Below are 21,211 nucleotides of genomic sequence, written 5' to 3' on the forward strand. Positions count from 1 at the left end.
ACTAGAAAATGCCGGAGATTAACCCATGATTCCGTCATGCGGTTTATGGTCCGGCAGTGATCGAACGGTGTGAAAGTATCTCGGCATGTGCGGTTACGGTGGCTATTTCGGGTCGGTCCCGGATGCGGAAATCCTTCTCAAAAGGATGGCCTCTGCGATCGCGCATCGTGGCCCGGACGAAAACGGCGTTCTTGCCGCACCGGAGGCCGGGCTCGCCCATGTACGGCTGTCGATTGTCGGTCTCGGCGACGGCCAGCAGCCGATGTCCGACGAAACCGGCGACCTTTCGATCGCCTTCAACGGCGAGATCTTCAACTACGTCGAATTGCGCGAGGAACTGCGCGCCAAGGGGCGACGGTTCCGCACTGCGAGTGACACCGAGGTCATCCTGCATCTCTACGCCGTGATGGGCGAGGACTGCCTGTCCGTCCTCAACGGCGATTTCTCCTTCGCGATCTGGGATAGACGCCGTCAGCGCATGGTGTTGGCGCGCGACCGCATGGGCGTGCGCCCGTTGTTTTACACGACCCATGCCGGGACGTTCTATTTCGCCTCCGAAATCAAGGCGCTGCTCCAGGTTCCCGGCATTTCCGCCGAACTCGATCCCGTTGCGCTCGACCAGATTTTTACCCTTTGGGCGCCGATCGCGCCGCGGACCGGCTTTCGTGGCATTCACGAGCTCGAGCCGGCTCACCTGATGATCGTCGAGAAGGGCAAGACGTCGATCCGCCCCTATTGGCAACTCGACTATCCGGACCACGACGCGCCGCCGCTGTTTGCCGATGAGCGCAGCGCGGCCGAGGAACTACGCGCCCTTCTTACCGATGCGACCCGGATCCGCATGCGGGCCGACGTGACCGTCGGATCCTATCTCTCGGGCGGGCTCGACAGCTCCATCGTCTCGGCGCTTGCGGCCGGAATGGCGCCGCAGGGTCTGCGCACGTTTTCCGTGACGTTTGATAGCGTCGAACACGACGAGAGCGCCTTCCAGATGGAAATGGCGAAGGCGCTCGGCACGCATCATAGCGCGGTCGCCTGTCGTGCCGGCGACATCGCGAAGGTCTTTCCGCAGGTCGTCCGTTTCGCCGAACGTCCGATTATCCGCACGGCACCCGCCCCGCTTTACCAGCTCTCGGGTCTCGTGCGCGAGCAGGGATTGAAGGTCGTGCTGACGGGCGAGGGCGCCGACGAGGTCTTCGCCGGATACGATATCTTCAAGGAGGCGCGGGTGCGCCGCTTCTGCGGCCGCCAGCCCGGTTCGCGAATCCGGCCGCACCTGTTCCGCAAGCTCTACCCCTATCTGCCGGGCCTGCAGCAGCAATCGGCGGAATATCTCGCCGCTTTCTTCGGCGCCGGCGACGTGCCGCTCAACGACCCGCTGTTCTCGCACCGCCCGCGGTTCAAAAGCACGGCCGCGACCAAGATTTTCTTTTCTCCCGACCTGCGCGCCACGCTGAAGGACTACGACGCGGCCGAAGATCTGGCGAGCCGGCTTCCTGCTGCCTTCGGTCGCTGGCATCCGCTGCACCAGGCGCAGTATCTCGAAAGCCGTTTCCTTCTGCCCGGCTACATTCTCTCCAGCCAGGGCGACCGCATGGCCATGGCGCACGGGATCGAAGGACGCTTCCCGTTCCTGGACCACCGCCTCGTCGAGTTCGCGACGCGCCTGCCGCCGGAAATGAAACTGAAGGGGTTGGTGGAAAAACACATCCTGCGCGAAGCGACGAAGGACCTGCTTCCGCCGACCATCGGTCAGCGCACCAAGCAGCCCTACCGCGCGCCCGACAGCCATTCCTTCACCGGCGCCGGCGAACTGGAATACGTTCGCGATGCCATGAGCGAGACACGCATCGGTGACAGCGGTCTGTTCAATGCCAAGGCCGTGAGCAAGCTCTACGAGAAATGCCAGTCGCAACCGACCACCGGCTTTAGGGACAATGCCGCCTTCGTCGGCATCCTGTCGACGCAGCTCTGGCTGCAGACCTTTACCGGCACCAGCATCCGCGCCGCTCAAGCGGCCTGAAACCCATTGGGAAAGGAAATGAAATGACGGAAACCATCAAGGACAAGGTCAGGGCCTTTGTCATCGAGAACTTCCTGTTTGGCGATACCTCGTACGATCTCGCCGACGGCGCCTCTCTGATCGAGAACGATATCATCGACTCGACCGGCGTTCTCGAACTCGTCGCCTTCATCGAAGACCAGTTCGGCATCGCCATGGCCGACGCCGACATCGTGCCGGCGAACCTCGATTCGCTCGCGCGCATCTCGGCCTTCATCGAGGCAAAGGCCGGAGTGCCGGCCACGGCCTAACCAAGACCCGAGGGCGTTCCATGCGGTTCGAGCAGTTTCTCATCGGCAATGCGGCAAGGCATGCGGCCAAGACGGCGCTGGTCACCGATCGCAAGCGCCTCAGCTACGGCGAGTTCGACGATCTGTCGAGCCGGCTGGCGGCCGCGTTGGCAAAGGCAGGCGTCAAGCGCAACGACCGCGTCCTCGTGTTCATGGACAATTGCTGGGAGGCGGCCGTCTCGATCTTTGCGATCCTGAAGGCCGGCGCGACCTTCAGTCCGATCAACGCATCGACCAAGGCGGACAAGCTCGCCTACATCATCGACGACTGCGAGGCGGCTGCGATCCTGACGCAGGCCAAGTTGATGCCGGTGGTGGCTGACGCCCGGGCGCAGAGCAGCGGCAAGGCGAATATTTTCGTCGCATCGACCGCGGCGCCCAACGGCCAGTCGCCCGCCGGCGCGGTGCCCTTCGAGGGCTGCCTGTCGGCGGAGGCGACGCCGGTGCCGCATGGCGGCATTGACGTCGACCTGGCGATGCTCATCTACACGTCGGGCTCGACCGGCCGCCCGAAGGGCGTGATGATGACCCACCGCAACATCGATGCAGCGTCGGAATCGATCACCACCTATCTGCGCAACGAGCACGACGATATCATCCTCAACGTGCTGCCGCTCGCCTTCGACTATGGGCTCTACCAGTTGCTGATGGCGATCAGGCTCGGGGCGACGCTGGTGCTCGAAAAGTCCTTCGCGTTCCCGCATGCGATCTTCGAGCGTATTCGCGAGGAGGGCGTCACCGGCTTCCCGCTGGTGCCGACGATGGCGGCGATGATCCTGCAGATGCGCGACCTTGAGCCGGGTTTCCTGCCGAGCCTGCGCTACCTCTCCAACACCGCCGCCGCCCTGCCGCCGCCGCATATCGCCCGCCTGCGCGAGCTTTTCCCGGGCGCACGGCTCTATTCGATGTACGGGCTGACAGAGTGCAAGCGCTGCACCTACCTGCCGCCGGAGGAACTGGATCGCCGGCCGGGCTCCGTCGGCATTGCCATCCCCAACACGGAAGCCTTCGTCGTCAACGACGAGGGCAGCCGCGTGCCGCCGGGCGTTCCCGGCGAACTCGTCATCCGCGGGCCGCATGTAATGCAGGGCTACTGGCGCAACGACGTGGCGACCGAGCGCATGCTGCGGCCCGGGCCGAACCCTTGGGAGAAGGTGCTCTATACGGGCGACCTTTTCCAGACGGACGAAGAGGGCTTTCTCTATTTCGTCGGCCGCAAGGACGATATCATCAAGACCCGCGGCGAGAAGGTCGCGCCCAAGGAAGTCGAGACCGTGCTCCATGCCCATCCCGGCATTGCCGAGGCCGTCGTCATCGGCATGCCGGATCCGGTTCTCGGCCACGCGATCGCTGCCCTTGTGGTGCGCACGGATCCTGACTTGACCGACAAGGACATCATCCGCCACTGCACCCGCCACCTCGAAGATTTCATGGTGCCGAAGATCATCGAATTCCGCACCGAACTGCCGAAGACGGATACCGGCAAGGTCAGCCGCCGACTTGCCGCCGAGACGATGGAGCCTGCACAATGAACATCAGAACAACCGGGGGCAATGGCCCGTTTTCGGCCGAAACCCTGACAATCGACCACGCGGCCGAGACCGATCGCATCGTTTCCGCCTTGCGCGGACAGTTGCGCTCCATGAAGAAGCGCGGTCTGGTGCTCGGGCTTTCGGGCGGCATCGACTCCAGCGTTTCCGTGGCGCTTGCGGTGCGCGCGGTCGGCGCCAAGAACGTCTTCTGCCTGTTCATGCCGGAAAACGACTCCGATCCGGAAAGCCTGCGCTTCGGCCGGCTGGTCGCTGAAACCTTCGGCGTCGCGGCGATCGTCGAAGACATCGGGCCGACCCTCAAGGCCATGGGCTGCTACGAGCGCCGCGACGCCTTCATCCGGGAACTGGTTCCGGACTATGGCGACGGGTGGGCCTCGAAGGTCGTCATCGCCAACGCGCTTGAGGGAGAAGGCTACAACATCTCCTCGCTGGTCGTTCAGAGCCCGGAAGGCGTGCAATCGAAACATCGCATGCCGCCCTCGGTCTATCTCGGCGTCGTTGCGGCCACCAACATGAAGCAGCGAACTCGCAAGCAGGTCGAGTACTACCATGCCGACCGGTTGAACTTTGCCGTACTCGGCACGCCCAACCGGCTGGAATACGACCAGGGCTTCTTCGTCAAGAACGGCGACGGCGCCGCCGACGTAAAGCCGATCGCCCATCTCTATAAGTCGCAGGTCTATGCGCTTGCCGCCCATCTCGGCGTTCCCGCGGAAGTTTGCCGTCGCCCGCCGACGACCGACACCTATTCTCTGGAACAGACGCAGGAGGAGTTCTATTTCTCCCTGCCTTACGACCGCATGGACCTCTGCCTTTATGGCCTCAATCACGGGATCGAGATCGAGGCCGTCGCCAAGGCGGCCGGCTTGACCGTGGTCCAGGTCGAAAGGGTCTGGGCGGATATCGCCGCCAAGCGCAAGGCGACGCGCTACCTGCATCTCGGGCCGCAACTGGTGCAGCCCGTGGAGGAAATTGCCGGCTATTGAGGCCTGGCCGCACCGCCGGCCATCGTCAATCGAAGCTGCCGCCGATCAGCCGGCTCCAGTATTCGCCGGAAATGCCGTTGAAGAAGCCCTGTCCGTCGCGGCAGGCTTCGACGATGGTCTGGTCGCGCGAATGCACAACGGTCGAGGCGACGTGCACGAAGGCGATGCGTCGGCCGAGCATGGCTTCCATCAGCGCCGGTTGTGTGCGCCCGCGCAAACCCGCAAGGCCACGTCTCGACGCCTCGTCGACCAGGCAGTCAATGACCGGCCCGGCCTGCCCTGGCCGCGCCAGGATCTGCAGTACCCGACCGATTTCACCGGCTTTGACGTAGTAGGCGAATGCACCGACCACGGCGCCCGTGCGCGCCGTCACCAGCGCGTAGGCGAGTTCGCCCTGCTCGGGCTTCTTTTCGGCATCGGCAAGGACGTGATCGAGCTGGCCGTCACTCCATTCGGGGCGAAGCGGAAACGGCGCGGTGAACTGGTCGACGACGGCCGCAAAGCCGCTGCGGTCCGTCTCGGTCGCGGTGAAGCCGGCCGGTGCCGCCCCCGCCTCGGGCAGGGCGGACCAGCGCTGCTCGCCCTGGCCCATGCGCTTGCGATAGAACCTGTCGAGTGCGCGCGCGAAGGGGGCGGCGAGCCGGGCGGGCTTGATGCGGTTCGAGGCGACGCTCAGGCTGAAGGTCGCCGGACGGATGACGCGCACCCAGTCGAGGCTGTATTGCGGCAGGACCACGCCGCGAAGCCGCGTCCACATCTGTACAGAGACTTCGCTTGCTGTCTCACTGAAGGATAGATCCTGCGGACCGGCGAGGAAGGCCTTCATGAGGCGCGCTCCGGCCAAGGGGTCGCTTTCCCGGTCTTCCGCCATCAGCGATCCGCAGATCGCGGCGCGCAAGTGCCGGCCGTTCAGTGTCATCGGCAGCGCATTGACGCCGACGAAGCCGGTAATCCGACCCTCGTCGTTCACATGCACGAGAGGTCTGATTTCCGGATCGCAGCCTGGCCCGTGGAGATAGAGTTGCCGCATATAGTCGGCAAGTGCTGGCGAAGCGGTCCGCTCGTCACGGAACACCCGCTGGAACATTCCGGCGACCGCTGGAACGTCCGCGTGGTCTAGCGAACGGATTTCGCTCATCGGGCCTGCTCTCCGGCGCCGGCCTCTGCCGGGCCGGCGATTTTCTGGACGATGGCGACGCGCGGCTTGCCGTCACGGTCGGATGCGAAGGTGACCGGTGCATAGGCTTTCGCCCGTGAGAGAAGTGCAGCCGCCTGCCGCTCCTGGCCCTCGCCGAACTCGAACAACAGCCAGCCTCCCGGTTTCAGGAAGGCAAGGGCGTCCCGGATCAGGCGCTGGTGTATGGAAATGCCGTAGGGGCCTCCGTCGAATGCCTCGCGCGGCTCGTTGTCGAGCAGATGCGCGCGGTCCCCCTCCAGCCGGCCGGTCGAGATATAGGGTGGATTGCAGACCACCATGTCGATCTTGCCCTGGAGATCGTCGCTTTCGAGCGCCGCAAAAAGATCGCCCTGCCGGACAAAGACGCGCGACCCGAGGCCGAGCCGATCGACGTTGCGGCGGGCAAGCGCCACGGTGCTGTCCGTCAGGTCAGCGCCCCAGACACGCGCCGACGGGATCTCTCTGGCGATACCAACGGCGAGGTTGCCGGAACCGCAGCACATGTCGATGATGGTGACGTCGAGGGGGGCGCCTTCAAGGATTGAGACGGCTCTTTTTCCAAGAAGCTCTGTTTCTTCCCGTGGAACCAGGACGTCGGGCGCAAGTTCCAGTTCGACACCCATGAAGCGGTGCAGTGTTGCGGCCCGGTCTTCGGTCGGTCGGTCGGTCTGATTGCTGTCGTTTTGCGCCACAGCCACTCCTCATGTCGCTGGAAAACTCTGTAGACGTGCGGACCGCAGCCTAGTGCAATTGAGTAAACGGAAGCTGAAATACAATTGCCGCGAGCACGTTAACCGCGCAATCATTTCTGCCTGTTACCTTGCGCGTGATCAGAGGCGGGTGCTCGCTGTCATTGAACGCTTTTTGCGCGCAACAATGACGGGTTGAGATCAAGGGCAGATCGGAATGGCTTCGGAAGGTGTGAAGGAACGCGCGCACAAACCGTTCCTCTCGATGATCATATCCTATGCTGCATCCGGCGGCAGCCTTGTCATTGGCTCGGCTGCGCAGCTTCTGACATTTGCGATCCTCGCGCGCTTTCTCGGCGTGCATGAATTCAGTGTCTTCGTCGCAATCACGGCCGTTGCCAACATCGCGGTTCACCTTTGTGGTCTCGGCGCGATGGAGTGCCTGGTGCGCCGCGTCGCGCGCGACCGGGGCATGTACCCGCAGATGCTCGGCCACAACATCATTCTGACCTCGATCAGCGGCGTGCTGCTGGTGTTGCTCGGCGCAGCGGTGTTGCCGTTCTTCTTCACGCTTTCGCCCGATCCCGCGGCCAATGTCGCGGTGATCACCTTGATGCTCGTGACCAACATCATCTTCGTGCGGGTCATCGTGCTTGCGGAGCAGATCTTTCTTGCGCATTCGAATTTTGCCTCGGCCAACAAGGTGGTCGTCGGTTTCGCCCTGGCGCGCACCATAGCTGCAGCGCTCGCCTGCATCGCCTTCGGGGTCGCGACGGTGGCCTCCTGGGCTGTGTGGCAGTTCGTATGCCATGTAATCGTGGCCTTCGGCTGCTGGCGAGCGGTCAAGGGGTTGGGACGCCCGACCTATGGCATCGTGCGGGAAGAGCTGCCGCTCGGGCTGTATTTCAGCATCCCGTTCATCCTGCGCGCGGTCCGGCAGAACGCCGACCTTCTGGTCCTGAGCCTCGTGGCGAGCGCCGAGGTCATGTCCAGCTACAGCGTCGCGCGGCGCATGCTGGAGAGCAGCTATCTGTCGGTTGAGGCCTTGAACCGGCTGATCTATCCGGGTTCGGCAAAGGCGACGGCAGCCGGCCTGCACCACGCCTTCGAGCGCGTGCGCAAGGTTCTGTTCGCGGCCACCTCGATCAGCATTGCCGCGGCCGTTGCCGTTTTCGTGCTGGCGCCGGTGCTGCCCTATCTCTTCGGCAAGGACTACGTCTCCCTCGTTTCCTTCGTTCGCATCCTGTGCTGGGTCGTGGTGCCGCTCGCCATGTGGTCGGTGGCGATGGAGGCCCTTGGTGCGTCCGGCCACCATCCGGCGCGCGCTTCGGTCATGGGTCTTGGCAGCGTGCTTGGTGCGGCACTCACCGCCTGGGCGACCTGGTACGCACCGCCGACAGGCACGTTCATTTCCTTCTACGTGATCGAGACCGCGATGGTGATCGTCTCATGGGCGGTCTTCCTGCGCTTCGTGCGGCGCGATCGGGAACAGGCCGGCGCGGCCTCCCTGTCGACGGGGGTGGTGCATGGAGGTTGAGCTCGGGAAGATCCAGGCCGCACGGTCGTCCGGACGGGAAATGCCCCGGATGGGCAACGTGCGCGCCATGGAACCCCGGGATATCCCAGCCGTCAGCAGCATGTTCACCCGGATCTTTCGCAAGCGGGAGCAAGAGGCGAGCGCGGAGCTTCAGAACTATGTCGAGACCATCTTCTTCGGCAGCCCGCTTTATGCGCCGGAACACGGCAGCATCGTCTACGACGACGGGACCGGCGGCATCGGCAGCGCCATTCTAGCGATTCCCATGGAGTTCACGGTCAACGGCCGCCGAACGGTGGCGAAACTTCTCTGCGCCTTCATGTCCGAGGGCAAGGCCGGTGCGGTCGGCGCCGCCTGCCTGGCGCGCGCCATGCGGGCGACACGGCAAGACATGTGTTTTTCCGACAACTCGTCTCCGGTCAGCGCCGATCACTGGGTCGCTGGCGGTGGCGTCGTGCTGCCGATCCAGAGCCTCGACTGGCGCCGCTCCTTCCGTCCGTTCAGAGCCTGGGGGCTAACGGTTGGCAGGCAAGTGCGCCTGCTCAGATCCCCGATACTTTCCAAGCCGCTTGCGCTTGCGGACCGGCTTTTGCGCCGCCGCCGCCCGCGCACGAAACCCGATCCGGTGGCCGGCTGCACGACGCACGCCATTGATCCCGCTGCCTTCGTCGATCTCGCAGAACCCATGCTGCAGCGATTTTCCGTCAGGCCGGTCTGGTCGCGCAGCGAATTCGACTGGCTGGTAACGGTCGCGCGACTGAACACGCCGCTCGGCGAGCTTCTCTGCCGCGAGGTCCGGGATGAAAGCGGGCGCGTCATCGGCGCTTATCTCTACTTCGGCAAGGCCGGCGAGCGGGCAACGGTGCTCAACGTCGTCTGCGAGGCCGGCCGTGAGTTCGCCGTCACCGCACAGATGTTCCATGCGCTTGACGCCGAGGGTTACGCGCTCGCCGTCGGCAGCTCGCAGCCGTTCCTCATGAATGCGATCTCGCGCCAGAGATGGCTGTCCTTCCACCATCGCGGCTATTTCTGCATGGTGACGCGGCATGCGGATCTGAAAGACGCGGCCCAGCGCAACGATATCTACGTGGGCGGTCTGGCATCGGAGAGCTGGAGCCGGTTGTTGACCGACTTCTGAAGCGACGGGTTAAGCGGCAATCCTGCCATTTAACGGAATATTCACCGTACAACCTTAATTCTGCGCTAGAAGGCGGCTCGCGGGGTCACGATCTTCGCGTCTTGATGGGCGTGCGTGAGGGATGCTTATGTATAGGCCGGACGAGGCCGGAAAACAGGGGGCCAGCCAACCGGCACGCGAGCAGCGTGCACCGGTCGAAAGAGGCTCGCTGCTCGATCTGCTCTCGTCAGACCTTCACGAAGCGAAGTCTGGCGCTGACGGTTCGGCAACAGACCGGCCTGCCGAAGTCCAGCATCAATCCAGAGATGTTCCGAAAGCCTCGCCCCATCCGGCTGACTTGGTACCGCCCGTGTCCAGTGCGGCCGGCGCGCGTCGCGACAGCTATTTTCCCGGGTTGAGCGGCCTCAGCCGGATCGGCGTCGACGATATCATCGGCTGGTTGCGCGACGGGCTCATCTGGATAGTGCTGGCGCTCGTCCTGTGCGTGGGGGCCGCGCTCGCCTATGCGATGACGGCGACGCCCCGCTATACGGTCTACACCGATATCGTCGTCGATCCGTCCAACCTCAATGTCGTCAGCGATGACGTCTTCACCACCAATCCGCAGCGCGATGCGCAGTTGCTGGAAGTGGAAAGCAAGCTGCGTATCCTGACGTCGCGCAATGTGCTGTCGCGGGTGATCACCCAGATGCGCCTCACCGAGGACCCGGAATTCGTGAAGCCCTCGGCCTTCAGTTCGCTGAAGAACCTCTTCTCGACGAAGGCGGAGCAGCAGGCCGGAAACGAGCTTGCTGCCATGCGGGCCTTGTCGGAGCGGGTGGAAGCCCGGCGCGAAGAGCGGTCCTTCGTGGTGGTGATGAAGGTCTGGAGCGAAGAGCCTGCGAAAGCGGTGACGCTGTCGGATGCGATCGTCGCGGCTTTCGAGCAGGAGCTGTTTCAGTCCGCCGCCGAGAGCGCCGGTCGCGTCGCGCAGAGCCTCAACGCCCGGCTCGACGAGTTGCGCCACAACGTCACCGAATCCGAACGCGCGGTCGAGGATTTCCGCCGCAAGAACGGGCTGCAGTCGACCAATGACGGTCAGCTCGTGAGCAATCAGCTTTCGAACGAACTCAACACCCAGGTTCTCGACGCCCAACAGCGCTTCATCCAGGCCGATACCCGCTACCGGCAGATGAACGACGCGATAACACAGGGGCGGACCGCAAGTGCATCCGAGTTTGAATCCGTCAACATGACGAACCTGCGAGAGCAGTATAACGTGCTGCAGCAGCAGATCGCCTCCATGCAGCGCACCTATGGGGAGCGCCACCCCCGCCTCGTCAATGCGCGCTCGGAGCGTGCGAACCTGGAATCGGCCATGGCCGACGAGGCGCGCCGCATCCTCGATCGCGCCAAGGCGGACATGGACCGGGAGCAGCAGGCCTTTTCGGCCTTGCGCGCCAAGGCGAGCGACGAGAAGTCGAACGTGTTCTCCGACAACGAAGCCCAGGTGCAGCTGCGAGACCTCGAAAGGGACGCGCGCGCCAAGGCTGCCATCTATGAGACCCACCTGGCGCGCGCCCAGCAGATCACCGAACGCCAGCAGATCGACACGACTAATGTTCGCGTGATCTCGCGCGCCTTGCCGCCGAATGCGCGCAGCTGGCCGCCGCGCACCGTGGTTCTGGTCGCCGGCGGCGGTTTCCTGGGGACTATTCTCGGCATATCCCTCGCGCTTGCCCTCGGTCTGTGGAGATACATCCGTCGTCCGCAGCCCCTGGCGCCGTGAGAGGGCGGCCATCGTGCCCGATCTCAGCGGCAGCCCGGCCAATTCTGCAGAAACCTTGAGGGTCCGCGTCGGGACCTTCCTGTTCCTGGCCATTTCCATCTACTACTGGATCCCCTTTCATTCCTTCGTCGACCTGACCAAGGAAAGTCTGCTGGAACCGGGCGGCGACAATTCCAGCCGGCTGAACCAGATCGTGGCACTGCTGCTGTTTGCGGGCGCCTCCTGCTACGGTGTGCTGCATCCGATGCGGCGTGGGCTTATGCAGCCGCGGGTGCTGCTTGCGATCCTGCTTTTGTGGGTGCTCTTTGCCTGCCTGGTCTCCGCTCATCCGGCCAACGGCATCAAGGCGATCATCCTGACGACGATGGTTGCGGTCAACGCCAACGTCTATCTGCTGCTGCCGGCCAACGAGCGGCACTTCGCCAAGATGCTGGCGGTCTCGACGCTCGTCATGCTCGCGGTTGCCTATTACGGCGTCCTGTTCAAACCGCTTCTGTCCATTCACCAGGCCAACGAAGTGCTGGAGCCGATGCATGCAGGGCTGTGGCGCGGCCATTTCCGTCACAAGAACGAAGCGGCGGTCGCCATGGTGCTTGCCTCGTTTCTCGGCCTGTACGTCCTGCGCCGGTGGTCGAAGCTTGTCGGCCTGACCATCGTTAGTCTGGCCTTCTTCTTCCTCATCCATACGGGAGGAAAGACCTCGACGGCGATGTTGCCGGGCATTCTGCTTCTGGCGTGGCTCTTCGAACATGTGCGCTTGCTGCGCATCCCGATCGCGATCGGCGGCGTGGCCCTGTTCAACCTTTTCGCCGTCGGGTCGGCCGTCTTCCGACCGCTCGGCGAATTCGTCTCGTCGCTCGGCATCGACGCGACCTTCACGAACCGGGCCGATGTCTGGCGCTTCGCCTTTTCGGTGATCGCCGAACAGCCGTTTATCGGGCGAGGCTTCAAGGCCTTCTGGCAGACCGAGGAAGTGGTGTTCAGCGGCGGTGGCATCGAGACCTGGGCGGTTCGTGCGGCCCATGCGCACAATTCGTATCTCGAGACGCTTCTCGTCATCGGCATTCCGGGGTTGATCCTCACGCTGCTTTGGCTGGTGGTGCTCCCGCTCTATCATATCTCGCGCATTCCGCCGGCCCGGCAGCACAGCGACCTCACGCGGCTGTTCCTGCGGATCTGGCTCTATTCGATCTACAGCGCCAGCCTTGAGGCCTTCTTCTTCGATGGTCCGAATGTGCTGTGGTTTACCTTGCTTTTCGCGATTTGCGGTTTGCGCCTGCAGTCCTCGGCAGCGCTTGCAACCGAACCACGCCCGCTTGCACAAAGGATGGTGGCGCATGCCTAGTTTTTCACAGGCTTTGTCGAGGGTCGACGGCCTTGTCGACCGCGTCGCCAACCGGCTGATCTGGCGTCTCGCGTCGAAACCCCGTGATGTCATAACCGACGCGCCGCTCGTGTCCTTCACCTTCGACGACGTGCCGGACACAGCACTTCACAATGGCGCCGCTATTCTCGAACGTCACGGCGTGCGCGGAACGTTCTACATCGCCGGGGGGCTTGCGGGGCGCGTCGAAACGGATCGCACCCTGATCTCGCCCGAGGGCTGCGCGGATCTCGCCTGCCGGGGTCACGAGGTCGGCTGCCACACCTATTCCCATAGCAAGATCAGGCGTTTGGGCGGAAGTGGGCTTGCCCGGGATCTCGACCGCAATGCCGCCTATCTCAGGCAAAGCGGCGTCGGCCCGGCCGCGACCAACTTTGCCTTTCCCTACAATGCCGCCTGGCCGCTGGCGCGCCGGGAGTTGGCGCGCCGCTACCGCACCTGCCGCGCGGCCGGCGAGGGCATCAACCGCACGGCCGTCGATCCGCTGATGCTGAAGGCCGTCGAGATCCGGCAGCCGGAGACGGACGCGCAGGCGCTCACGGGCTGGATCGAAGATGTCGTCGATCGGCCTGGCTGGCTCGTGTTTTTCACCCACGACATCGCCGCGCGCCCGACGCCCTATGGCTGCACGCCCGAGACCTTCGAGAACCTGGTTCGCTCCGCGGTTGAGAAGGGCTGTGTCGTGTTGCCGGTCGAGCAGGCGCTCGACAGGCTCGGCTGGTAGGAGGACGCATGTCGCGGCAGGGAAACGGCGGCAACAGGCTGCTCGCCATCAACAATTACTTCTATCGCCGTGGCGGCGCGGAGGCGGTCTTTTTCGACCACATGAAGATGTTCTCGGACATCGGCTGGGACGTGGTGCCCTTCGCCATGCAGCACGAGGATAACGAAGCCTCGCCATGGTCCGAGTATTTCGTCTCCGAAATCGAGTATGGCCGGCGTACCAACCTCCTGCGCAAGGTGGTTCAGGCGGCGAGCGTCATCTACTCGCGCGAAGCGCAGAAGAACGTCAGCCGGCTGATCGAGCGCGCTCGGCCCTCCGTCGCCCATGCGCACAACGTCTACCATCATCTTTCGCCCGCGATCTTCTCGACGCTGAAGGCGGCCGGCATTCCGGTCGTCATGACCGCCCACGATCTGAAGCTCGCATGTCCCTCCTACAAGATGCTGCGTGACGGTGCCGTCTGCGAGGACTGTCGCGGCGGGCATATCTACAACGTCTTGCGTCATCGCTGCATCAAGGGGGAGACGACGCTGAGCGCGGTCGTGCTCGCTGAAACCGTGGTCCACCGTGCGCTCGGTCTCTACCGCAACAAGGTGGACCGCATCGTCGTGCCGAGCAAATTCTATGTCGAGAAGCTGGTCGAGTGGGGCTGGCCGCGCGAACAGATGGTCCATATCCCGAACTTCGTCGATGTCGACGGCTATTCGGCCGACTGGGTCGAGGGCGACTATTTCGTCTTTGCCGGACGCCTGGCCCCGGAGAAGGGGCTGGCGACGCTGATCCGCGCGGCGGCCACATCGGGCCAACGGCTGGTGATCGCCGGAACCGGCCCCGAGGAAGCGATGCTGCGCCAGTTGGTTGCGCAAACCGGCGCCGACGTGACCTTTGCCGGCTATCTCTCAGGCCAGTCCCTGCATCGTCTGATCGGAGAATCCCGGGCGCTGGTTCTGCCTTCCGAATGGTACGAGAACGCGCCGATCAGCGTGCTTGAAGCCTATGCTTTGGGGCGACCGGTAATCGGCGCCTCGATCGGCGGCATTCCTGAAATGATCCGCGAGGGTGAGACGGGCATGACCGCGATTTCGGGCGACGCCGATGATCTCGCCCGCGTGCTCTCGACGATGGCCGGTCTGCCAGTTGCCGAACGCGCTGCGATGGGTGCTTCGGGCCGACACTGGATCGCCAGTGAGTTCTCCGCCGCCGCCTATCGTGAAAGAACGGTCGACCTCTACTCCAGGCTGGGAGCGGTCTGATCTCGTCCGGCATTAACGTTACGATACAATTTGCAGTAAACTGGGCTCGCCCTATGGTTTTCAGTCATTTATATAAGGGGTGAATGAAATATCTTGGCGATGATTAAGTATATCGCCCTAGTAAACGGAACGGGCAACCTTCGAGGCGACACATGAGCAGAAAGCCTGATGTTTCGCGAAGTCATCGCCAGCAACAGCCGGTGATTGCGCAGGAGATGGTGCAGACCGGACTGTCGGACGGAGCCGGCCGGTTGCCTCGGCATAGCGCCGCGCTCGCAGGCCGGCAGCATGGCCACCCCGTTCAGAGCGGCGCGCTGGCCGCGCGCGGCGAGCGCAAGCGCGTGATGATGCTGGGCTTGCGCGGCATCCCCAACGTTCAGGGCGGCGTCGAGAAACACGTCGAAATGCTGGCGAGCAAGCTGCTCGGATACGGCTGGGACGTCGAGGTGGTCGGACGTCGTCGCTATCTGGAGGATCGCAACGCCTACGCCTGGAACGGCGTCGACGTCGTCCCTCTCTGGGCACCGCGCCGGATGGCGTTGGAAGCCATTGTACATACCTTCCTCGGTGTCTGGCTCGCCGCCTGGCGGCGCCCGGATGTCCTGCACATTCATGCCATCGGCCCCGCGCTGATGACGCCGCTTGCGCGCATGCTTGGGCTCAAGGTCGTGGTGACCCACCATGGCTACGACTATGACCGGCAGAAATGGGGCGGTTTCGCTAGGCGCACGCTGAAGCTCGGAGAGCGCCTCGGCATGCGGTTCTCGAACGGACGCGTGGCGATCTCGAAGGACATCGCCGAGACGATGCATGCCCGGCACCATGTCTCCATGACGCTGGTCCCGAACGGCGTCCAGGTCACTCCGCCGACCGGCGAGGCCGGCATTCTCGCGGAGTTCGGCCTGGAACGGCGGCGCTATATCCTGCTCGCTGCCCGGCTGGTTCCGGAAAAGCGACAGCTTGATCTCATCCGCGCTTTTGCCAAGTGCGACTTGGCCGATATGAAGCTCGTTCTTGCCGGCGGCGCTGAATTCGAAACGCCCTACGTCAAGGAGGTGAGGGCGCTTGCGCGCGACGTGCCGGGCGTCGTGCTCACCGGCTTTCAGACAGGCGACAGGCTGGCGGAACTCTTCGACAATGCCGCCCTTTTCGTGTTGCCGTCCAGCCACGAAGGCATGCCCATTGCGCTGCTTGAGGCGATGGCCTACGGGCTGCCGGTCCTTGCAAGCGATATCGTCGCCAATCAGGAGATGGAACTGGCGCCCGACGAATATTTCCCGTTGGGCGACATCGACGCGTTGGCGTCCGGTATCGTGGAAAAACTCGCAGCCCCGCTCAGCGACGAGGAGGTGCGCGAGCGTGCGGCGCACGCGGAAGCCGCCTATAGCTGGACAAATGTGGCACAAAGGACCGCGGCGGTGTATAGCGCGTTGCTGGCGAAATAGCCGGACGTTCGCGTCCGCCGTGTCGCCGGCCGGAGCTTGCCCCGTGCGTTCACCACGCACCGCTCACCTCAAAAATGCGGCCGCGCCCCCGCAACGCGATGAACGCGCAGGCGCCGTCGCCGATCGTTCGATGATTGCCGTGCCTCGCACGCCTCCTGGAAGACAAGCCGACAATGACTATCAAACGCGCCGCCAGCCTCTTCGCATGGATCCTCTTTGCCGTGATCGCCTATTCGACGATGTCGCCGCTCGACCTGCGGCCCCGCATCGGGCACCTGGTCCATCTCGAACGGTTCGGTGCCTTCGGCCTGCTGGGCCTGCTGTTCGCGATCGCCTATCCGAGGCGGCTGGGGCTCGTGCTGGTTCTGGTCTTTGCGACGGCCATCGGCTTCGAGCTGCTGCAGATGGTTTCGGCCGATCGCCACGCACGCGTAACGGATGTGATGGTCAAGCTTCTTGGCGGCGCCTGCGGCGTCTTTGGCGGCTGGTTCCTTCATCGCTTTCGCTTGCCGCTGCTGCGACTGCTGGGGCGGTAAACCAAAACGCAAAATATCGCCGATAAGATCGGCGGCAACCGGAGCAGGCCTGCGCTCCGTCGAGACTGGGGGATCGCGTGGCAGTATCCGTCATCATCAAGACGCTGAACGAAGAAAAGCGCATCGCCGCGACCATTGAAAGCGCGCTGAAGGCGCTCGAAACCGTTGGCGGCGAGGTCATCGTCGCCGACAGCGGCTCCAGGGACAGGACGGTGGAGATCGCCTCGCGCTATCCGGTCGTGATCGCACAGATCAGCCCGCCGGCACTTCCGAGCTGCGGCATCGGCCCGCAACTCGGCTTCCAATACTCGCGCCACGCGCATATCTGCCTGCTCGACGGCGACATGTTGCTGGACGACGATTTCCTCGAAGTGGCGGAAGCGTTCCTCGCCGAAGACCCCGAAGTGGCTGGTGTCACCGGCCATGTCCAGGAGATGCTGACCTCAAACCTCGAATTCTCCCGCCGGGTCACACGCAATTCACCAGAAAACCGGATCGGCGCGATCGACCGCATGAATGGGGGCGGCCTCTATCGCCGGGCGGCGATCGAGGCGGTCGGTTACCTGTCGGACCGTAATCTGCACGGCTATGAGGAGTTCGACCTCGGCATCCGGCTCAGAAGTGCCGGCTTTAAGCTGCATCGCCTCGACCGACGCTTCGTCCAGCATTTCGGCCACACTGACAATTCCTATCGCCTGCTCGTGCGCCGCTGGAAGAGCAAGTATCTGTTCGGCATCGGAGAACTGCTGCGCGCCTCGCTCGGCCAGCCCTATTTCCTCCAGCTCGTCAGAGAGCTGCCGGAGCTCAAGCTTTGGGCGCTGGTCTATCTCTGGTGGGCGGCGTCGCTTGCGATCCTGCTGTTCGTGCCCGATAAACTCCTTGCGCTCGGCATCGTTCTTGCGATCCTTGCCGGCGTGGTCGGGCTGATGAGCCTGCGCAAAGGCGGTTTCAGCATGGGGCTTTATACCGTCGTCGCCTGGTTCTTCCATGCAGCGGCGCTGCCGGTAGGCTTCTTCCGGGCGCGCCGAAAGCCTGACGCGCCGATCGAAAGCAAGCTGCTCGGGGCCCCGGCATGATGCGGCGGCCATTGCTGGTAGCCGCGGCAGCGCTTGCTGCTGTCTGCTCGCCGGCGCAGGCATCGGACCAGTGGCTTGCCCTGCGGGAAATTTCCCTCGAGTTCGAGGCTGGCAGCCCTCTCGATTTTTCGTCTTTCCTGCCGAACGGCACGATCGATGCGGATCACCGCCTGGTCGCCGGTGCCGGCGGGCGGCTTGCCTTCGCGAAGTCGCCGGACAAGCCGGAGCGCATGCTCTGCGCATCGCTTGCCTGGAGCCCAGCCTCCGGCGGGTTTCCAGATCACGAAACGGCTGACCGCTACGCCCGGCAGCTGGCGATGCGCGGCTACAATCTCGCCCGGCTGCATTTCGTTGATGGCAGCCTGATGTTCGGCCGGGACCGCGACTTCGATTTCGACCCCGAGACGCTCGACCGTGTCCACTACCTGCTGGCGGCGCTGAAGAAGAACGGCATCTACTGGATGATGGATGGCCTGTCGTCGCTGCGCGGCGTTTATGGCGGTTTTGACGATCGCTGGGACGATGGCGGTAACCTCAAGCTCGAGCTGTTTGTCGACGAGCGGGCGTTCGACCACTGGAAGCGCATGCAGGAGACGATCCTCGGGCGCGTGAACCCCTACACGGGCGTGGCGCCAATCCGCGACGATGCGCTCGCGGTCGTCATTCTCGCCAACGAGAACGGCATGGAGTTCGACACCGTCGTGCACGATCGGCCGGGCAAGCCGCCCTATGATCCGCAGCTTGCCAAGCCGTTCAACGTGTGGCTCGCCAAACGCTACGGATCGACCGAGGCGCTTGCCAAGGCGTGGCCTGACCTCCGCCCGGACGAGACGATCGAGGCGAGATCCGTGGCGCTGCCGGCGGACCGCTACATCCCTGCTCCGCGGCTGCGCGACCTGCAGGCCTTCTTCACCGAGACGGAAGAGGCCACGACCGCGCGCATGAGCGAGGTGCTCCGCAGGCTCGGCTACCGCGGCTTGATCAGCAACTACAACAACTGGCCGACGGTGCAGGCGTCGCTCAGCCGCCGCGGCCTCGAAGCCGTAACCATGAATACATATCACGACTGGGTCAGCGGCTACGCCCCGGGAAGCAAGACGACGCAGGTCAGCTCGATCGCCGACGGTGTTAATTATATCCGCATGATCGCGGCAACGCGCTGGCTCGACCGGCCGTTCCTCGTCAGCGAATATGATCATCTGTTCTGGAACCGCTACCGCTACGAGGCCGGGCTGGCGATGCCGGCCTATGCGGCGCTGCAAGGCTGGGACGCGCTTTGCCGACATGGCCATGGCCCGATCGTTCTTTCCTATGGCGAGCCGTTCCCGCACAAGAAGGCGATGCTGCCTTATGCCATCGCGCTCGATCCCGTCGCGCGCGCCGGCGAGACGCTGTCGGCGCTTCTCTACCGGCGCGGCGACGTGGCGACCTCAGCCGTCACCGTCCCGTTTGCGGTACGTGGTGAGGAGGATCTTTCCGACGACATGCAGGCCCGCGAACCGGAACGCCTGACGGACCTGGCGTTGGTCGGGCGGATCGGTCTTGAAGACGTGAACCGGCTCGGCGATGTGCCTGCGGTGAAGCAACCGCGCCAGCAAGACAGCGAAGGGATACTCGGCAGCCTGCGCCAAAGCGGCGCGCTTTCTGATGAAAACGGTACCAGCATCGATACCGGCATTTACCAGAGCAGCACCGGCGAGATCCTGTTGAATCGCTTTGCCGGACAATTGCGCGTCGTCACCGACAAAACGGAGGCATCCGCCTTCTCGACGCTGCGAGAGCCGATCGATCTCGGCCTGCTCAGGGTTGAGCGGGCCGATGGCAATGGGCTCGTTGCGCTCTCGGCGCTCGATGCGGATGGAGGGCTCGCAAGGGGCCGGCGCCTACTGCTGATCTTTGCGACGGATGCACAAAACACCGGCATGGCGTTTCGCGACACCGAGGAGAAGGTGATCGAGGACTTTGGGCGGCTGCCGGTTCGGCTGCGTGAAGGCTATGTCGATCTGACGTTGGCGCGAACCGCAAAGAACTGGAGCGTTTCGCCCGTGGGCCTCGACGGCAAGGTGCATGCGCCGGTAGCGCAAGGCACGGGCGACGTCGCCTTCCGGCTCTCCAACAATGGGCCCTTCGGCCCAACCACCTATTTCCTCCTCGAATTGCGGTAAGGAGTGGCGCGGCACATCGCTGGATCAATGAATGGCCACGATGTCAGTCTATGCTCCGCCCCTTTCACGTACAGGAGGTTGAGATGAGAATATCGGAAGCCATGCATCCCGGCGCTCGCTGGATCTCTCCCGAAACCGATCTGAAGACAATCGCGCGTATCATGCGCGACGAGGACATCGGTGCGCTGCCGGTCGGCGAAAACGACCGCCTGATCGGCATGGTCACGGACCGCGACATTGCCTTGCGCGCCTTTGCCAACGGGCGGGACCCGGCGTCGATGACGGCGCGGGACGTGATGACGAGGGATATCGTCTATTGCCGCACGGACGAGACGATCGAACATGCCGTTCATCTGATGGAGGCGAAGCAGGTGCGGCGTCTGCCGGTGATCGACCAGGACAAGCGCATGGTCGGTATGCTGTCGCTGGGGGACGTCTCCCATGCGGGCAGCCAGCAATTGTCGGGCGAACTCGCCAGAGCCGTCACGGCCCACCACGTCTAAGGTCGGGCTCTACAGGGTGCGGCGCCTTTAAGAGGGCGCCGCAAGCCGTTTCGTTTGGGGTCATCAGAACCGGTAGCTGATACCGGTGCCGATGAGCCACGGATCGAGCTTGACCTTGCCGCTGACAGCACCGGCGCCGGGCAGGGTGGCGTTGACCTCCGGTTCCAGGAACAGCTTCTTCACGTCGAAGTTCAGGCCCCAGTGGTCGTCGAGCTTGATGTCGACGCCCGCCTGCAGCGCCACGCCAAAGGTGTTCTTCAGGTTGAAGCTGGAGAAATCGCCGCGGGGCTTCTCGTTGTAGAACATCGTGTAGTTCACGCCTGCGCCGACATAGGGCTTGATCTCGTCGGTGACGTTGAAGTGGTACTGTAGCGTGAGCGTCGGTGGCAGCAGCCAGGCCTTGCCGATCTCGCCGAGGCCGGCGATCGAGCCGCTGCCGCGTGCCGTGTGTGGCGTCGTGCCGAGGATCAGTTCGGCGGCGATGTTGTCGGTGAAGAAATAGGTGATGTCGAGTTCCGGCACCACGGAATTGCTGACGCCGACCTTTTCGCCGTCGAGCGCGCTGCCGTTGAGATAGAGCGTGCCCTTGTCGTCAGGCAGGACAGCCAGTGCGCGGCCGCGGATCATCCACGGGCCTGGCTCGCTTGCGAGAGGCATTTCCGGTGCCGCGACCGCGCCCGGCTCGGAGAGATCTGCCGCCGTCGCGAGCGCGAGCGGCGCCGCAAGCGCGGCGAAAAGGACGGCAGATGGCAGAATGGCGCGAGTAGGCATGATTTTCCGGACCCCCAGAAGAAGTTGAACATCGCCGGTCAGGGCGTTAGCGGCAGGGATTCTGCGGCCGACGGCACTATGCTCAACAGGGCGTCTCAGCGGTTGTCTTGGATCAATGCGCGCGCGAATCACCAAGCCCTTGGGGATAAAGGTG

The 21,211-nt window shown here is 63.8% G+C and carries 18 protein-coding genes; 15 read left to right on the forward strand and 3 right to left on the reverse strand.

Going from position 1 to position 21,211, the window contains the following annotated elements:
• Positions 1-85 precede the first annotated feature (85 nt).
• From asnB to nadE, 4 genes are read left to right on the forward strand one after another with little or no spacing between them, the layout of a single operon-like run.
• A complete protein-coding gene (gene asnB, locus ASD63_RS29870) occupies positions 86-2,023 on the forward strand; it encodes an asparagine synthase (glutamine-hydrolyzing) (RefSeq protein ID WP_060530251.1) in 1,938 nt (645 codons plus the stop codon).
• A gap of 23 nt (positions 2,024-2,046) precedes the next feature.
• Positions 2,047-2,313 (forward strand): acyl carrier protein, encoded by a 267-nt coding sequence (locus ASD63_RS29875; protein WP_034799210.1) that lies wholly within the window; start codon positions 2,047-2,049, stop codon positions 2,311-2,313.
• A gap of 20 nt (positions 2,314-2,333) precedes the next feature.
• The gene (locus tag ASD63_RS29880; protein WP_060530252.1) at positions 2,334-3,884 is read left to right on the forward strand and encodes an AMP-binding protein; all 1,551 of its coding nucleotides are present in this window, start codon (positions 2,334-2,336) and stop codon (positions 3,882-3,884) included.
• Complete coding sequence (gene nadE, locus ASD63_RS29885) at positions 3,881-4,891, forward strand: NAD(+) synthase (protein ID WP_060521765.1); 1,011 nt, start codon at positions 3,881-3,883, stop codon at positions 4,889-4,891. The genes ASD63_RS29880 and nadE overlap by 4 nt, the downstream gene beginning before the upstream one ends.
• Positions 4,892-4,916: 25 nt before the next feature.
• Here the strand turns inward: nadE and ASD63_RS29890 are convergent, their stop codons facing one another.
• A complete protein-coding gene (locus ASD63_RS29890; protein ID WP_060521763.1) occupies positions 4,917-6,029 on the reverse strand; it encodes a hypothetical protein in 1,113 nt (370 codons plus the stop codon).
• On the reverse strand, positions 6,026-6,691 hold the full coding sequence (locus ASD63_RS29895) for a HemK/PrmC family methyltransferase (protein ID WP_082573034.1): 666 nt from the start codon (positions 6,689-6,691) through the stop codon (positions 6,026-6,028). Before ASD63_RS29895 ends, ASD63_RS29890 begins: the two co-directional genes overlap by 4 nt.
• A gap of 283 nt (positions 6,692-6,974) precedes the next feature.
• Between ASD63_RS29895 and ASD63_RS29900 the strand changes: the two genes are divergently transcribed.
• The 11 genes from ASD63_RS29900 (at position 6,975) to ASD63_RS29950 (ending at position 20,286) form a co-directional block, all read left to right on the forward strand.
• A complete protein-coding gene (locus tag ASD63_RS29900; RefSeq protein WP_060530254.1) occupies positions 6,975-8,294 on the forward strand; it encodes a lipopolysaccharide biosynthesis protein in 1,320 nt (439 codons plus the stop codon).
• Positions 8,284-9,432: a hypothetical protein gene (locus tag ASD63_RS29905; protein ID WP_060530255.1), complete on the forward strand. Its 1,149-nt coding sequence runs from the start codon at positions 8,284-8,286 to the stop codon at positions 9,430-9,432. The genes ASD63_RS29900 and ASD63_RS29905 overlap by 11 nt, the downstream gene beginning before the upstream one ends.
• A gap of 127 nt (positions 9,433-9,559) precedes the next feature.
• Complete coding sequence (locus ASD63_RS29910; protein ID WP_060530256.1) at positions 9,560-11,200, forward strand: GumC family protein; 1,641 nt, start codon at positions 9,560-9,562, stop codon at positions 11,198-11,200.
• A 13-nt stretch (positions 11,201-11,213) separates the two neighbouring features.
• Positions 11,214-12,545: an O-antigen ligase gene (locus ASD63_RS29915; RefSeq protein ID WP_034799223.1), complete on the forward strand. Its 1,332-nt coding sequence runs from the start codon at positions 11,214-11,216 to the stop codon at positions 12,543-12,545.
• Positions 12,538-13,308 carry a polysaccharide deacetylase family protein gene (locus ASD63_RS29920; RefSeq protein WP_060530257.1) on the forward strand — a complete coding sequence of 257 codons (771 nt, stop codon included), beginning with the start codon at positions 12,538-12,540 and terminating at the stop codon, positions 13,306-13,308. Before ASD63_RS29915 ends, ASD63_RS29920 begins: the two co-directional genes overlap by 8 nt.
• 8 nt (positions 13,309-13,316) lie before the next feature.
• Positions 13,317-14,561 (forward strand): glycosyltransferase family 4 protein, encoded by a 1,245-nt coding sequence (locus ASD63_RS29925; protein WP_060530258.1) that lies wholly within the window; start codon positions 13,317-13,319, stop codon positions 14,559-14,561.
• Positions 14,562-14,905: 344 nt separating this feature from the next.
• On the forward strand, positions 14,906-16,006 hold the full coding sequence (locus ASD63_RS29930) for a glycosyltransferase family 4 protein (protein WP_244497290.1): 1,101 nt from the start codon (positions 14,906-14,908) through the stop codon (positions 16,004-16,006).
• Between the two features lie 173 nt (positions 16,007-16,179).
• Positions 16,180-16,542, forward strand: coding sequence for a VanZ family protein (locus ASD63_RS29935; protein WP_034799228.1), 363 nt, complete (start codon positions 16,180-16,182; stop codon positions 16,540-16,542).
• Between the two features lie 77 nt (positions 16,543-16,619).
• Positions 16,620-17,618: a glycosyltransferase gene (locus ASD63_RS29940; protein ID WP_060530259.1), complete on the forward strand. Its 999-nt coding sequence runs from the start codon at positions 16,620-16,622 to the stop codon at positions 17,616-17,618.
• Positions 17,618-19,783: a hypothetical protein gene (locus ASD63_RS29945; RefSeq protein ID WP_060530369.1), complete on the forward strand. Its 2,166-nt coding sequence runs from the start codon at positions 17,618-17,620 to the stop codon at positions 19,781-19,783. The genes ASD63_RS29940 and ASD63_RS29945 overlap by 1 nt, the downstream gene beginning before the upstream one ends.
• Before the next feature lie 83 nt (positions 19,784-19,866).
• Positions 19,867-20,286, forward strand: a complete 420-nt coding sequence (locus ASD63_RS29950; protein ID WP_034799235.1) for a CBS domain-containing protein — start codon at positions 19,867-19,869, stop codon at positions 20,284-20,286.
• Positions 20,287-20,349: 63 nt separating this feature from the next.
• On the opposite strand, the gene ASD63_RS29955 is transcribed toward ASD63_RS29950, so the two are convergent.
• Complete coding sequence (locus ASD63_RS29955) at positions 20,350-21,057, reverse strand: OmpW family protein (RefSeq protein WP_060530260.1); 708 nt, start codon at positions 21,055-21,057, stop codon at positions 20,350-20,352.
• Positions 21,058-21,211 lie beyond the last annotated feature (154 nt).

Source organism: Ensifer sp. Root558 (assembly GCF_001427045.1).
Classification (GTDB): Bacteria; Pseudomonadota; Alphaproteobacteria; order Rhizobiales; family Rhizobiaceae; genus Ensifer; species Ensifer adhaerens.